This is a genomic window from Pseudomonas sp. B21-041 (assembly GCF_024748675.1).
Classification (GTDB): Bacteria; Pseudomonadota; Gammaproteobacteria; order Pseudomonadales; family Pseudomonadaceae; genus Aquipseudomonas; species Aquipseudomonas neuropathica.
Genome location: NZ_CP087175.1, coordinates 3,493,229 through 3,507,768, shown reverse-complemented (window position 1 = coordinate 3,507,768; position 14,540 = coordinate 3,493,229). Strand labels below are relative to the sequence as shown.

The 14,540-nt window shown below is 57.1% G+C and carries 15 protein-coding genes and 3 tRNA genes; 10 read left to right on the top strand and 8 right to left on the bottom strand.

All coding sequences use genetic code 11. The annotated features are described in order from the left end of the window. Positions 1–5 precede the first annotated feature (5 nt). The 5 genes from LOY43_RS15600 to LOY43_RS15580 form a co-directional block, all read right to left on the bottom strand. A complete protein-coding gene (locus tag LOY43_RS15600; protein WP_095047801.1) occupies positions 6–1,028 on the bottom strand; it encodes an ABC transporter permease in 1,023 nt (340 codons plus the stop codon). Beyond that, complete coding sequence (locus tag LOY43_RS15595) at positions 1,028–2,089, bottom strand: microcin C ABC transporter permease YejB (protein WP_034154280.1); 1,062 nt, start codon at positions 2,087–2,089, stop codon at positions 1,028–1,030. The genes LOY43_RS15600 and LOY43_RS15595 overlap by 1 nt, the downstream gene beginning before the upstream one ends. Beyond that, positions 2,089–3,957 carry an extracellular solute-binding protein gene (locus LOY43_RS15590; RefSeq protein ID WP_258708327.1) on the bottom strand — a complete coding sequence of 623 codons (1,869 nt, stop codon included), beginning with the start codon at positions 3,955–3,957 and terminating at the stop codon, positions 2,089–2,091. The genes LOY43_RS15595 and LOY43_RS15590 overlap by 1 nt, the downstream gene beginning before the upstream one ends. Positions 3,958–4,090: 133 nt before the next feature. Further along, the gene (locus LOY43_RS15585) at positions 4,091–4,372 is read right to left on the bottom strand and encodes a peptidylprolyl isomerase (protein ID WP_007912303.1); all 282 of its coding nucleotides are present in this window, start codon (positions 4,370–4,372) and stop codon (positions 4,091–4,093) included. A 98-nt stretch (positions 4,373–4,470) separates the two neighbouring features. Beyond that, positions 4,471–5,340, bottom strand: coding sequence for a triacylglycerol lipase (locus tag LOY43_RS15580; protein ID WP_095048096.1), 870 nt, complete (start codon positions 5,338–5,340; stop codon positions 4,471–4,473). A gap of 335 nt (positions 5,341–5,675) precedes the next feature. Here LOY43_RS15580 and LOY43_RS15575 point away from each other — a divergent pair, with 335 nt between their 5' ends. Then, entirely contained in the window at positions 5,676–6,755 is a 1,080-nt protein-coding gene (locus LOY43_RS15575) for a hypothetical protein (RefSeq protein WP_258708326.1), read from the top strand. Positions 6,756–6,809: 54 nt separating this feature from the next. Here LOY43_RS15575 and LOY43_RS15570 read toward each other — a convergent pair whose 3' ends face one another. Beyond that, entirely contained in the window at positions 6,810–7,886 is a 1,077-nt protein-coding gene (locus LOY43_RS15570) for a 3-deoxy-7-phosphoheptulonate synthase (protein WP_095047799.1), read from the bottom strand. Positions 7,887–8,500: 614 nt separating this feature from the next. Here LOY43_RS15570 and LOY43_RS15565 point away from each other — a divergent pair. The 9 genes from LOY43_RS15565 to LOY43_RS15525 all read left to right on the top strand — a co-directional run bounded on the left by LOY43_RS15565 (position 8,501) and on the right by LOY43_RS15525 (position 13,056). Further along, the gene (locus LOY43_RS15565) at positions 8,501–8,668 is read left to right on the top strand and encodes a hypothetical protein (RefSeq protein WP_245397985.1); all 168 of its coding nucleotides are present in this window, start codon (positions 8,501–8,503) and stop codon (positions 8,666–8,668) included. Further along, positions 8,668–9,111 (top strand): N-acetyltransferase, encoded by a 444-nt coding sequence (locus LOY43_RS15560; protein ID WP_258708325.1) that lies wholly within the window; start codon positions 8,668–8,670, stop codon positions 9,109–9,111. The genes LOY43_RS15565 and LOY43_RS15560 overlap by 1 nt, the downstream gene beginning before the upstream one ends. Positions 9,112–9,238: 127 nt before the next feature. Beyond that, positions 9,239–9,880: a UvrY/SirA/GacA family response regulator transcription factor gene (uvrY, locus tag LOY43_RS15555; protein WP_016984198.1), complete on the top strand. Its 642-nt coding sequence runs from the start codon at positions 9,239–9,241 to the stop codon at positions 9,878–9,880. 2 nt (positions 9,881–9,882) lie between these two features. Then, a complete protein-coding gene (uvrC, locus tag LOY43_RS15550) occupies positions 9,883–11,706 on the top strand; it encodes an excinuclease ABC subunit UvrC (protein WP_093430986.1) in 1,824 nt (607 codons plus the stop codon). Between the two features lie 32 nt (positions 11,707–11,738). Further along, positions 11,739–12,299: a CDP-diacylglycerol--glycerol-3-phosphate 3-phosphatidyltransferase gene (gene pgsA / locus LOY43_RS15545; protein WP_007950102.1), complete on the top strand. Its 561-nt coding sequence runs from the start codon at positions 11,739–11,741 to the stop codon at positions 12,297–12,299. Positions 12,300–12,359: 60 nt separating this feature from the next. Then, a tRNA-Gly gene (locus LOY43_RS15540) sits at positions 12,360–12,435 on the top strand. Between the two features lie 47 nt (positions 12,436–12,482). Continuing rightward, positions 12,483–12,556 (top strand) — tRNA-Cys (locus LOY43_RS15535). Positions 12,557–12,752: 196 nt separating this feature from the next. Beyond that, positions 12,753–12,839 (top strand) — tRNA-Leu (locus tag LOY43_RS15530). Between the two features lie 31 nt (positions 12,840–12,870). Continuing rightward, a complete protein-coding gene (locus LOY43_RS15525) occupies positions 12,871–13,056 on the top strand; it encodes a hypothetical protein (RefSeq protein ID WP_156685506.1) in 186 nt (61 codons plus the stop codon). 206 nt (positions 13,057–13,262) lie between these two features. On the opposite strand, the gene LOY43_RS15520 is transcribed toward LOY43_RS15525, so the two are convergent. Continuing rightward, positions 13,263–13,424 (bottom strand): hypothetical protein, encoded by a 162-nt coding sequence (locus LOY43_RS15520; RefSeq protein WP_176471336.1) that lies wholly within the window; start codon positions 13,422–13,424, stop codon positions 13,263–13,265. 325 nt (positions 13,425–13,749) lie between these two features. After that, positions 13,750–14,310, bottom strand: a complete 561-nt coding sequence (locus tag LOY43_RS15515; protein WP_258708324.1) for a fasciclin domain-containing protein — start codon at positions 14,308–14,310, stop codon at positions 13,750–13,752. Positions 14,311–14,540 lie beyond the last annotated feature (230 nt).

Below are 14,540 nucleotides of genomic sequence, written 5' to 3'. Positions count from 1 at the left end.
ACGCTTCAGGATCGAGGGTCGAAGGCGTCACGTAACGCTTCGCCGATGAACACCAATAAAGAAAGAATCAGCGCCAGGGTGAAAAACGCCGTCAACCCGAGCCACGGTGCTTGCAGATTCTGTTTGCCCTGGCCGATCAACTCACCCAGCGAGGCGCTGCCGGCGGGCATGCCGAAACCGAGAAAATCCAGCGCGGTGAGGGTGGAAATCGCCCCGGTCAGAATGAACGGCAAGTAGCTCAATGTTGCATTCATGGCGTTGGGCAGAATGTGCCGGAAGATCACCTTGCGATCGCTCAGGCCCAGCGCGCGGGCGGCTTTGACGTACTCCAGATTACGTCCGCGCAGAAACTCGGCGCGCACCACATCCACCAGCGCCAGCCATGAGAACAGCGCCATGATCCCCAGCAGCCACCAGAAATTCGGCTCGACGAAACCAGAGAGGATGATCAGCAGGTACAACACTGGCAGCCCCGACCAGACTTCCAGCACGCGCTGCCCGAGCAAATCGACCCAGCCACCGTAGTAGCCCTGCAATGCCCCGGCGGCGATGCCGATCAGAGCGCTGACAAAGGTCAGCATCAAGGCAAACAGAATCGACACCCGCGCGCCGAATATCACTCGCGCCAGTACATCCCGCGATTGATCGTCTGTGCCTAACCAGTTGACTGACGTCGGCGGGCTCGGCGCCGGTTTGGTGAGGTCGTAGTTCGGTGTGTCGTCACTGAACGGAATCGGCGGGAACAGTAGCCAGCCGCCGTCCTTGCGAATCAGGTTCTGCACATAGTCGCTGCGGTAATCCGCCTGGAATGGCAGTTGTCCGCCGAACTCCTGCTCGGTGTGGCGCTTGAATACTGGGAAGTACCACTGGTCCTGATAGCTGACGACCAGAGGCTTGTCGTTGGCGATCAACTCACCACCCAGTGTCAGCACAAACAGGCCGATAAACAGCCATAACGACCACCAGCCACGGCGGTTTTTCTTGAAGCGCTCGAAGCGCCGACGCCCTAGAGGGGAGAGCTTGAACATCAGGCGTTCCTCGCGGCGAAGTCGATACGCGGGTCGACCAGCGTGTAGCACAGGTCACCCACCAGTTTTATCAGCAGGCCGAAGAGGGTAAAGATGAACAGCGAACCGAACACCACCGGATAATCCCGCGAAACTGCTGCTTCGTAACTCATGCGCCCAAGACCATCGAGGGAGAAGATCACTTCGATCAGCAAGGAACCGGCGAAGAACACACTGATGAACGCCTGCGGGATGCCGGACACCACCAGCAGCATCGCGTTGCGGAACACATGGCCGTACAGCACGCGACGCTCGCTCAGGCCTTTGGCGCGAGCGGTCACCACATACTGGCGGGTGATTTCATTGAGAAACGAGTTCTTGGTCAGGATCGTCAGCGTGGCGAAACCGCCGATCACCAGTGCCGTCACCGGTAGCACCAAGTGCCAGAAATAGTCGGCAATCTTGCCGAGGGTCGACAGCGATTCGAAGTTATCCGACACCAGGCCACGCACCGGAAACCAGTTCAATGACGTGCCGCCGGCAAACACCACGATCAGGAACATCGCAAACAGAAACGCCGGCATCGCGTAGCCGATGATGATCGCCGTGCTGCTCCAGATATCGAAATGACTGCCATGGTGCACGGCCTTGCGGATCCCCAGCGGGATCGACACCAGATAGGTGATCAGCGTCGCCCACAACCCGAGGGAAATGGTCACCGGCATTTTTTCCAGGATCAGATCGGTGACCGTCGCGCCACGGAAAAAGCTTTTGCCGAAATCCAGTTGTGCGTAGTTCTTCAGCATCAGCCACAGGCGCTCATGGGCCGGTTTGTCGAAGCCGTACTGTTTTTCGATGTCCTTGATCAGTTGCGGATCGAGGCCGCGACTGGCGCGGGAAGTACCGCTCATGGTTTCGCTGGCACCGCCGCCGACACTGGCGCCGCCGATCCCTTGCAGGTGGGCGATGGCCTGTTCCACCGGACCGCCGGGCGCGGCCTGGATAATCACGAAATTGACCAGCAGGATGATCACCAGCGTCGGGATGATCAGCAGCAGGCGCCGCAGTATGTAACCCCACATCAGTGCGGCCCTCCGGGTCTGCCACGGGCAATTTTTTCCGCGGTCATCTGCTGATTGGTCAGCGGTGTGCTGCTGATTTCCCACCAGCTCTCGATGGCTTCGTCATTGCTGGCTTGCACCGACGGAATGCCGAAACGGTTCCACCACACAGTCGAGGTGCCCGGTGGATAGTAGTTGGGAATCCAGTAGTAATTCCATTGCAGGACCCGGTCCAAGGCGTGCGCGTAATGCAGCATGTCGGACTGGGTGGAGGCGCGAATCAGGCCGTTGATCAACGTATCCACGGCAGGATTTTTCAACACCATATAGTTGTTCGCGCCCGGGTCGTTGGCCGACGCGGAGGCGAAGTAATTGAGCAATTCGCCCCCCGGCGAGGTACTGACCGGGTAGCCGGTGACGATCATGTCGTAGTCGCGGCTCATCAGGCGATTGACGTATTGCGAGGAGTCGATACGGCGAATGTTCAGATCGATGCCGATCTGTTTCAGCGTGCGCTTGTACGGCAGCAACAAGCGATCCATGCCGTTCTGGCTGACCAGGAAGGTAAAGCTCAGTGGTTCGCCCTGGGCGTTCACCAACTGATCGCCATCCGGTTTCCAGCCCGCCTGTTCGAGCAGTTCGAGGGCCTGCAACTGTTTGTCACGGATGACACCGCTGCCATCGGTTTTCGGCGCTTCGAAGACTTTAGTGAAAACCTCTTCGGGAACCTGGCCGCGCAGCGGTTCGAGGATTTTCAGTTCCTGCGCATCGGGCAGTTCGCTTGCCGCCAGTTGTGTGTTGGAAAAGTAGCTCTGCTGGCGGATATACATACCGCGCATCATCTGCCGGTTGCTCCACTCGAAATCCCAAAGCATGGCCAAGGCCTGGCGTACGCGGCGATCGGCGAACATGGGTTTCTGCAGGTTGAACACAAAACCCTGGGCTGACTGTGGCGCCTCGGTGGCCAGATGCGCCTTTTGCAGGCGTCCGTCGCTCAGTGCCGGGCTGTCATAGCCGATCGAGTAGCCAGTGGCCGAAAACTCGCGGTTGTAGTCATAGGCGCCACCGCGCAGCACTTGGCGGGCGACGTCGGTATCACCGAAGTACTCGATGCTGAAATGATCGAAATTGTACAAGCCACGACTGACCGGCAGATCCTTGCCCCACCAGTCGGTGTTGCGTTCAAACGTGATACTGCGCCCCGAATCAACCTTGCCGACTCGATACGGGCCGCTGCCCAAGGGGGCTTCATAACCGCCGCCGCCGGCGAAATCGCGACTCTTCCACCAATGCTCGGGGAATACCGGCAGGGTCGCGATGTCCAGTGGCAGGGTGCGGTTTTCATTACTCTTGAAATCGAAGCGCACGGTCAGCGGCGCTTCGACTTCGACGCCTTTGACGTCGGCAAACTGGGTGCGATAACGCAGGCTGCCCTGGGTCATCAATAAATCGTAGGTGTAACGCACGTCTTCGGCGGTGATCGCTTTGCCGTCGGCGAAGCGTGCCTTGGGATTGATATAGAAGCGCAGCGACAGACCATCATCCGAGCGTTCCATCTTTTGCGCGACCAGACCGTAGACCGTGTAAGGCTCGTCGAGCGAACGCTGGGCCAGCGGCGAATAGAGCAAGCCATCGATCTGAGTGACGCCGATGCCTTTGTCTATATAAGGAAGGACATGGTCGAAGTGGCCGATCTCGATGGCCGAGCGGCGCATTGTCCCGCCCTTTGGCGCTTGCAGGTTGGTGTAGTCGAAATGACTGAAGCCGGCAGGATACTTGGCAGGCTCGCCATAAACGGTCAACGCGTGTTGCGGTGCAGCGTTTGCGCCGGTGGCGCCCGTCAACAGGGCGAGGGCGGTGAGCATCAATGTGGGGAAAACCAGTCGCATTGTCAGCCTTGGAACCGGGAAATCGATAAGCGCAAGTTGTACGCGAGAGGCGCGTCAGTCGCCAGCCGTATATGTAACTGAAACACAACGGCCCACCAGAAGGCGGGCCGTTGGCGAGCAATCAGGCGACGGATCAGTCCTGACGGCTGGTGACTTCCAGCAGGTGATAACCGAACTGGGTTTTTACCGGACCTTGCACGACGTTGATTGGCGCGCTGAAGACCACGGTGTCGAATTCCTTGACCATCTGGCCAGGACCGAACGAACCCAGATCACCGCCCTGACGGCTCGATGGGCAGGTGGAGTTGGCCTTGGCGACTTCGGCGAAATCAGCGCCGCCTTCGATCTGGGCCTTGAGTTCGTTGCACTTGTCTTCGCTGGAAACCAGGATGTGGCGGGCAGTGGCTTTAGCCATGGGGAAACTCTCCAATCTATTTCAGTAAAAGTGTGGAGCCTACCGGATTCAGTGGGCGAATTCTCGGCAAAGTTCCGTTCGGTTGTCCGTGGCTTTGATCAGAGATTCGCGGCTCGCAGACGTTCAGCATGTTCGACGTACAGCTCAATCGGGTCGGGCAGTGCGGTTGCCGTGCTGGCCGTGCGGCGCAGGCTGCCCAGATGATCCAGCGGGTAGTCGGAGCGGATCACTTGCCCCAAGTGAGAACTGAAGCGGCCAACGAAGCCGTCATTCTGCTGCGTTTCGGTCATGAAGTACTGCGATAACGCGTGGCAAATGCTTTGGGTTGGATCGAGTGTCGACGGGCTGTTGGCCGGCAGGACGCCGCTCCATGAGTAATAGCGTACGCCGTTGACCTGTTCCGGGCCTTGTCCGCCCCAAGTGCTGGGCAATCCCTGCGGAAACTTGTCGTTGAACTCGCCTACGCCTTCGGTCGTCAGTGCATTGAGCGCCGCCAGTGCGTTCTGCGGCAAGGTGACACTGCCACTGAGCAACGATAGAAAATCGGCAAATAGCGTCGCTACATTTTGGGCGACGACCTCCGGTAGCCGCCCGGGTATCAGGGCCTTACGCAGAAAGTCGGCCAGTTCCGAACCGTGATTCGGGCCGCTGACGGAGGTTACGGAAGCGACGGCGTGTGGCGCGAGCGCCGCAGCGTATCGAGCAGCCAGTGCTCCCTGACTGTGTCCTATGAGGTTGACTTTGTCTGCACCTGTGCCTCGCAAGACACGATCAATCTGTGCAAGTAATTGTTCACCCCTGGTTTCGTTTTTATGGGTGGCAGACAGGTGCGGAACAAACACTCGGCTGCCGGCCGTTTTCAGAGCGTCCTTTACGTCATGGAACAGCTCGAAGTGACCGATGCGCTCGAATCCGAACAGGCCATGTACCAACAGGACGGGATAGCGAGTTGAAGCATTCCGTTGCATGTTCTTACCTTTTTCGCAGAAGTTCATCGGGGAATCCGGAGGCCACTCTAAAACACTCATCCAGCCGAAGAAGTAAGAAGGGGCTTCTCTTGGCCGTTGAATCTGGACTAGTGGCTGTACGAATTTTCAGATACTTATGAAATCCGAATCGGAAGTTGAGGACATCTTTCGCTCGGTTGATGGCGTTTTTGCGTAGTTTGCCTACCCGGTGGGAGGCCTTTGCCGGATGTTCGCGGCGGATGAGGCTGACATCGAAAGTGTGCGCAATAGCGTTCAATGTTGGCTGTCGACGCCGCCCATGAAAGCGGCGTTCTTTCCAAGGAATGGAGCCACTAATGCACACGCACGAAGTCGAGTTTTGCTACCGGATGCGCCACCCCGCCAGCCCCTGTGTTTCGAACGAACTGCTGCCAGCGGCAACCGTTGATAGTCTGAAGGGGACGGTGCTTGATCCATCACTGGGCAAGGTCGTTGTCCGTATTGCTCCTTATGCAAACATGAGCTGCGGCGATCAGTTGCTCTTGAGTTGGGACGGTCTGGACATAGAGGGCTTTGCTTATCAGCATGAAATGGTTCGCTATGTCAGCGAAGCCCAGGTCGGCAAAGACATCGTTTTCGTGATCAAAGGCCTGCATATCGCTGCACTGGATGGCGGTTCGCTGGCGGTCTACTGGAAACTGTTCAGTGCGCGCTCGGCTGAACCGGCGGTGTCTGCCCGTGTGCATTTGTCCGTGGGCGATGTGCGGCCACAATTGCTTGCGCCGATTGTCGAGGGCGCGATCGGAGGGGCGCTGGATCCGGCGCGGGTGCCGGACGGCACGCTTATTGTGCTCCAGCCTTATGCCCGAATGGCGGCGGGGGATCGAGTCACGTTGCTGTGGGGCGCTGACGCATTGTCCGCAACGTTCAGCGACAGCTTGAAGGTCGAAGCCTTTGCTGTCGCAGACGTACTGTCATTCTGGGTTGAAGGGGCGCACATCGCTGCTCATCTCGGCGGCGAGGTAGTGGTGCGCTATCAGGTCGAGCAGGCGGGCGGAGTCATTCGCGAGTCCGAGGCGGCAAGAATTCTCGTTACCCCGTTCCTGCGGGGAGAGCTTGAGGCTCCCGATGTACTTGAAGCTGAAGACGGCGTGCTGTTGAAAGAGGACTCCGTCGATGGCGTCACCGTCGTGATCGGTAATGCCCGGACGCAGGAAGGCGAGTTGGTCTATCTCAAGTGCGACGGGGAACTGTTCAATCATCGGGATGACCGTGAAATCACTCGGGAGACGGCGGGGAAGCCGCTGATCTTCATTGTGCCGCACCGATTCTGGCGTGAGCACCATGGCACGACCGTGCGGGTGGCCTACACGGTTGAACGTCTGGACGATGTCAGTCAGACGTCTGCGGCCACACAGGTGCGAGTGGAGGGGTAACGCGGCGTGACCAGCCCTGCGGTTTGCAATAAATCCGCGGGGCTGGCCGGATAATCAGCCTTTTGCCTGGGCACTGAGACGTTGAGATGCGTCCAGCAGCAAACGCTCCGTTGCGCTGAAACCGAGGCAGCCATCGGTAATCGAAACCCCGTAACGCAGGGATTCGCTCAGCGGTTGGCAGCCCTCGAACAGGTGAGACTCGATCATCATGCCGATCAGAGAACGGTCACCTTGCAGGCGTTGCTCAAGCACTTCGTTGAAGACGCCAGGCTGGCGTAGCGGGTCCTTGCCACTATTGGCGTGGCTGCAATCGACCATGATCCGGCTCGGAATCTTCAGGCGATCCAGGTCGGCATGGATTTTGGTCACGCTCTCGCGATCATGGTTCGGCCCTTTATGGCCGCCGCGCAGAACCAGATGGGTGTCGGGGTTGCCTGGCGTTTGAATGATGGCCGGATGGCCCTGACTATCGACGCCGAAATGCCGGTGCGGATGGGCTGCCGAACGCATGGCGTCAACCGCAATGGCGGCACCGCCGTCGGTGCCGTTCTTGAAGCCGACGGGCATGCCCAATCCACTGGCCATCTCCCGATGGATCTGCGATTCAGTGGTACGCGCGCCAATGGCCACCCAGCTCAACAAGTCATCGAAGTAACCGGCAGCCATGGGTTGCAGCAACTCAGTGGCCACCGGCAGGCCGAGGCGGATCATTTCCAGCATCAGCTCACGCGAAAGCGTAAGGCCGCCAGCCATGTCATCACTGCCATCCAGATGTGGGTCGTAGGCCAGACCTTTCCAGCCGACCGTGGTGCGCGGTTTTTCGACATAAGCTCGCATCACCAACAGCATTTCGCCGCTGACTTCCTCAGCCAGTCGAGCGAGCTTGCCAGCGTATTCGAGTGCGGATTGCGGATCATGGATAGAGCAGGGCCCGACGATGACCAGCAGGCGCTGATCCTGGCCGTTGAGAATGGCGCGAACCGCCTGACGGTGGGCGGTGACTTGCTGACTCAAGGCATTGCTCAGGGGCAATTGCTGTTTGAGTTGCAACGAGCTGGGCAGACGCAGAGTCAATGCTTCGTTGGCAGGATTCAGGGTGGACAGCGGCAGAGCAGAAACGGACGAGTTCATATTCGGTCTTCCTGGGCTGGCGGCGGGTTCTCCCGCTCGCTCGGCCCTACTGGGGTGTTCGACAATTGGCCGTATTGGCTACGTGGGTGTGCTTGCCACCTGTAGGTGACCGATCGGAGGCGGCAGGCTGTCCCGAGCGGAAGCTGGTAAATCGCCAGGCGTTAAAGCTGTCGTAACGGTAATAAGTGGCGTAGTTCATTTCGTGAATCCTCAAAGTGTCTGGTGTGTTGCTGAAAAGTTTGGGGCTGAAAAAACAAAACCCCCGGTCGGGAGGCCGACCGGGGGTTGAGAATTCTCTGGTAGGCGACCCGTTGTTATGGGCGCCGTTTGGGTATCAGGCGCGCCAGTGGCTAAACCAATACCCAAAATAAAAGCTGACCGGAGCGCAAACGTCATTCACCCGGGCAGCCGCAACCGAGCGCAAGGCGCTGGCAGTACGAAGCTGTGAGAGGGCGTTGAACATGGTCTGTCTCCAATGAATGGGCCGAGCTTACTAGAGGCCGATACGCCTCAGCAATCAGAAATTGCTATCGCGTAATCAACGAAACATCTATTGCTAGCGTCGCGCTGGAGTTGTGACATTCTGCACTTCGCTTGATGACCAAGGATGAACCGTGTCGACACAAAACATTGCTGCTGCCCATTCTCTGCTCATTGCCGGTGAGTTTTTACACTGTCGCTTTATCGAGGCCGCAGCGGCCGGGGCAGGTGATCTGTTGGTCATGGCCGAGCGCGTCGTGGGTGCATGGCTGGGGCGAATTGTTCCTGTTGTGCAAGCCTGATGACATTCCACTTACGATTGGCGGTTCCAGAAGATCTGGCGTTTGCCCGTGATCTTACCTGTCAGAACATGCTGCGCTACTACATTCGCCATGACCTGCTATGGCAGGACGAAGCGTTCGACGTGGCGTGGTTGGGGCGGCAAAACTGGCTGATAGTGAAGGGTGATGTGCCAGTGGGCTTTCTCAGTCTCAGTCGGGATATACGCGCGCTGTACATTCGTGAACTGCAGATTGCTGAAACGTATCAGGGGCAGGGTGCTGGTTCTTGGGCGATCGATCAGGTTATCGACATGGTCCGCAAAGAAAGACGCCCGGCTCTACGCCTGACCGTATTTGAAAATAATCCGGCGATAAACTTGTATGAGAGAAAAGGACTACAGGTTCAGGGCGCGGACGAGTGTTTTCTGCGAATGCAGCTTGATATCGGTACACATGTGCTCTGAAACCCACGGCCGGCAAGCCTTCAATGATGAATTGAAACTTTTTAAATGACGCTTTCCGCTAGGTCTGCGTGGCACTTTTTGCTAAGGTGTCCGGCATCCCAATATGACCATATCGCGAGGTGTCTGCTTGATTAGGGTGCTAGTGGTCGATGACCATGATCTCGTTCGTACAGGCATTACACGTATGCTGGCCGATATCGATGGCTTGCAGGTGGTTGGCCAGGCCGAATCCGGGGAAGAGTCCCTGATCAAGGCCCGAGAGTTGAAGCCCGATGTGGTGCTGATGGACGTCAAGATGCCTGGCATCGGCGGCCTGGAAGCCACGCGCAAACTGTTGCGCAGTCATCCGGATATCAAGGTGGTCGCGGTCACGGTGTGTGAGGAGGATCCTTTTCCGACACGCTTGTTGCAGGCCGGTGCTGCGGGTTATCTGACCAAGGGCGCGGGTTTGCCGGAAATGGTTCAGGCGATTCGCCTGGTATTTGCCGGCCAACGCTATATCAGTCCGCAGATTGCCCAGCAATTGGCGATCAAATCCTTCCAGCCCTCCAACGACTCTCCCTTCGATGCCTTGTCCGAGCGCGAAATTCAGATCGCCTTGATGATTGTCGGCTGTCAGAAGGTACAGATCATTTCCGACAAATTGTGCCTGTCGCCGAAAACCGTGAACACCTATCGCTATCGTATTTTCGAGAAGCTTTCGATCAGCAGCGATGTCGAGTTGACCCTGTTGGCGGTTCGTCACGGCATGGTTGATGCCAGCCTCTGACCATGACTGAAACATTCGATTCCGGCGCGTTTCTGTCGACAGTCAGTGGACGCCCAGGCGTCTATCGCATGTTCGACAGCGATGCACGCCTGTTGTACGTGGGCAAGGCCAAGAACCTGAAAAAACGCCTGGCCAGCTACTTTCGCAAAACCGGCCTGGCGCCGAAGACTGCCGCGTTGGTGGGGCGCATTGCGCAGGTCGAAACGACCATCACCGCCAACGAAACCGAAGCGCTGCTGCTTGAGCAGACGCTGATCAAGGAGTGGCGGCCACCGTACAATATCCTGCTGCGCGACGACAAATCCTATCCCTATGTTTTTCTGTCCGACGGCCAGTTTCCGCGCCTGAGCATTCATCGCGGGGCCAAAAAGGCCAAGGGCAAGTACTTCGGCCCCTATCCGAGTGCCGGCGCCATACGTGAAAGCCTGAGTCTGCTGCAAAAGACCTTCTTCGTTCGGCAGTGTGAAGACAGCTACTACAAGAACCGTACCCGCCCATGTCTGCAGTATCAGATCAAGCGCTGCAAGGCGCCTTGCGTGGGGCTGGTCGAGCCTGACGTGTATGCCGAAGACGTGCGCCACTCGGTCATGTTTCTTGAGGGGCGCAGTCACGCGCTGACCAACGAGCTGTCCACGGCGATGGAGGAGGCGGCGATCAACCTGGAGTTCGAACGAGCCGCCGAGTTGCGTGACCAGATCGCGCTGCTGCGCAGGGTTCAGGATCAACAAAGCATGGAAGGCGGCACAGGGGACATCGATGTCATCGCGGCATTCGTCAACCCGGGTGGCGCCTGCGTGCACTTGATCAGTGTGCGTGGCGGACGCGTGTTGGGCAGCAAGAATTTCTTTCCGCAAGTCGGCATCGAAGAGGACGTGTCGGAAGTCATGGCCGCGTTTCTTGGCCAGTATTTCATCAGCAGCCCTGAGCGCGATTTGCCGAGTGAGCTGATCGTCAACGTGGTGCATGAAGATTTTCCAACGTTGATCGAAGCGATCCATGAATTGCGTGGTCGCGAGCTTGCCATCAGTCATCGGGTGCGCGGTACGCGGGCACGCTGGCAGCAACTGGCCGTCACCAACGCCGAGCAGGCACTGGGTGCACGCCTGGCCAACCGCCAACACACCGCCGCGCGCTTTGAAGCCTTGGCCGAAGTGTTGAATCTGGATGAACCGCCGCAGCGCCTGGAATGCTACGACATCAGCCATTCCAGCGGTGAGGCGACGGTTGCTTCCTGTGTGGTCTTTGGCCCGGAAGGCGCGATCAAGTCGGACTACCGGCGCTATAACATCGAAGGGGTCACGGCGGGTGACGACTATGCCGCCATGCATCAGGCCTTGACGCGACGCTTCAGCAAACTCAAGGAAGGCGAGGGCAAGTTGCCAGACATCTTGCTGGTGGACGGTGGCAAGGGCCAGCTGTCGATGGCTCGCGATGTTCTCAACGAGTTGGCCGTACCAGATCTGATTCTGCTCGGTGTCGCCAAAGGCGCTACTCGCAAGGCGGGCTTCGAAACGTTGTATCTAAATGATGCAGCGCATGAGTTCACCTTGCGTGGCGACTCGCCGGCGCTGCACTTGATTCAACAGATTCGCGATGAGGCGCACCGCTTCGCGATTACCGGACACCGCGCACGCCGTGGCAAAACCCGCCGTACGTCAACGCTGGAAGGCGTTGCCGGCGTTGGGCCGACCCGACGTCGCGACTTGTTGAAACATTTTGGTGGATTGCAGGAGCTGACTCGTGCAAGCATCGAAGAGATCGCCAAAGCCCCGGGGATCAGTAAAAAGCTCGCAGAGTCGATTTATGCGAACCTGCATAGCGAGTAGAATGCCCCTTCACCTCGTAGCCAGTTGTGCCGATGAATATCCCTAATCTGATTACCGTTCTACGCGTCCTGCTCATTCCGATCTTCATTTTGCTGTTCTATCTGCCTTATCAGTGGAGTTACATGGCCTCCGCCTCGGTGTTTGCCTTTGCGGCAGCGACGGATTGGCTGGACGGTTATCTGGCTCGCCGTCTGGAGCAAAGCACTCCGTTCGGGGCGTTTCTCGATCCGGTAGCCGACAAGCTCATGGTTGCGGTGGCACTGGTGCTGCTCGTTCAAGAACACGGCAATCTTTGGCTCACTCTGCCGGCTGCTGTCATCATCGGTCGCGAGATTGTGGTGTCGGCATTGCGTGAATGGATGGCCGAACTCGGCGCCCGTGCCCACGTAGCCGTTTCAAATCTGGGCAAGTGGAAAACCGCGGCGCAGATGCTTGCGCTGGTCATTCTGTTGGCCAACCCGAAGGACTTCAGTTTCTGGGTTATCTTGGGTTATGCCTTGCTGATGGTCTCTGCCGGCCTGACCTTGTGGTCGATGGTGCAGTACCTGCGCGCCGCCTGGCCGCACCTGAAGACTGATGTTGAAAAGAAATAAAACTTTTTTGAATCAAGGGGTTGACGGAGCTTCTTAATTCTATAGAATGCGCATCACCAAGCGGGAATAGCTCAGTTGGTAGAGCACGACCTTGCCAAGGTCGGGGTCGCGAGTTCGAGTCTCGTTTCCCGCTCCAAGTTTGTACAGTGTTTGTTGTTGTGCTACTGACAGCAGATACTTTGAGGCCGAGTAGCAAAATGGTTATGCAGTGGATTGCAAATCCACCTACGCCGGTTCGATTCCGACCTCGGCCTCCACTATAAATAAGCTCCGTAGATCCATGATTTACGGAGCTTTTTTATTTGCAAAGTACCGCAAGATTTGGTCTTGAAAAACGGTCATTGCAAACTTGCTTCACCGGGAAGTGATGTATATATTTCCCGCACTGTTGTTCAAGGTTGATCCTGTCAGGATCGCGACTGTGCAGCAGAAGATAAGCAGCACCGCGCTACCGCCCGAATGGCGAAACTGGTAGACGCATGGGACTTAAAATCCCCCGCTCGTAAGGGCGTGCCGGTTCGATTCCGGCTTCGGGCACCATCTTAAATCAAGGGTTTGCGGGCGAAAGCTGATGCAAGCCCTTGTTTGTTTCTGGTCAGCAATCATTTGGTTGGCATTGCTGTTTGCCCTTGCGATTCCTGATGTATTGCTCGGTCATTATCACGGTCGTACACTCAAGTTGATTCCCCGCCTGCAAAATCTCACGCTGGACTCTGCCTTGTCTGTACTCGCCTTGGCGCGCAAATCTCGCCTCTGAAACTCAGCCTTAAGCCATCCGTTCCGCTGGTTGCCGTTGGGCGCGGAGGGGAGTGCATTCAGGTGGTGTGCCAGCGGTTTGATACGAGGCGTTTGTCATAGCTCGCAGTTTCATCCAAATCCCTCGATTGCCCAGCGGCTAATATCTGCAAGCTGCATGGCGTTACGAAAAGATGCCCGGACGTAGCCGGGCTTTTAGGGAAGAGTTCAGCGCGAATCCGCTTCTTTCGGAGAACGAGACGAAGTTTTTTTACTTCGTCTCCGAAGCCAGCTAAAGAACGCGTGCACCGGATGCAGGAAGGCCACAAGCACGCCGATGAGCATGATGATGAAGATGGCCACAAGCGGGATGCTTTCGTGCGAGAACATGGTGGGTTACTCCTGTAGTCACTATGTCGGAACCCGCAGCCTAGACGCATCAAACCATGTTTTCGATGAACGTATATTCATCCTTCAGCGCTTCGGTTGTGCTACAGCGAGGCTCACGAGTCAGGCGGTATCTGGAAATCAGCGAGCAACCAAAAAGACCCTCCCGAGTTGGCTGGGTTATTTGAAATTTGGTTTGTAAAACATTCGCTGTATCGCCGCGCAACCGCCAGACAAAACCATTTGCTCAATGCTAAACCCGCTCGTGAAGTGCCTATTCGGGTAATAGCACCCGGCAAACTGTGCGTCAGCCGGGAACCAGGCGCGTTTAAGGCATCAAGACAGAGTCGACAACGTGGATCACACCGTTTGACTGCATCACGTCTGCGATGCTGATACTTGCCTTACCGCCTTTGGCGTCCACCACCCATAACTTGCCTTCGTACAGCTTGATACTCAGCGACTCACCTTGAACGGTTTCCAGCATAACGGTGCCGCCGTTCTTTTTGGCCTCGGCCATTATTTGTGCAGATGTGTGAGTGCCGGGCACAACATGGTAGGTCAGGATTTTGGTCAGATCGGCTTTGTGTTCAGGCTTTACCAGTGTGTCGACGGTGCCTGCCGGAAGCTTCGCAAACGCTTCGTTTGTCGGGGCGAAGACGGTGAATGGACCTTTGCTGTTGAGCGTATCAACCAGCCCGGCAGCCTTGACCGCCGCTACAAGTGTCGTGTGGTCCTTCGAGTTGACTGCGTTCTCAACGATGGTTTTAGTGGGGTACATCGCTGCGCCTCCGACCATCACCGAGTTGGCGGCAAAGCTGAACGTTGCAGTTACGCAGAGAATGGCGAAGCAGGCTGCTGCAGCAATTTTTTTGTAAAAGGCATGCATGATGTATCTCCTTGGCTCTTGTGCCCTCCGAGTGAGGGTATTGAATCTACGAGCCAGCGATCAAAATGGATGCATCGGTTGTTGAAATGTTTTTGTGAGTGCTGCCCGTGTCAGGCTTTTGCCACTAGTGCTAGTGGCCGCTCATAAAGGCGTACCGCTTCGGCCACCCTGAATAGCAAAGGCCTGCATGAGTTTCCTCATGCAGGCCTTTTTTGTGCCTTGCTTATACG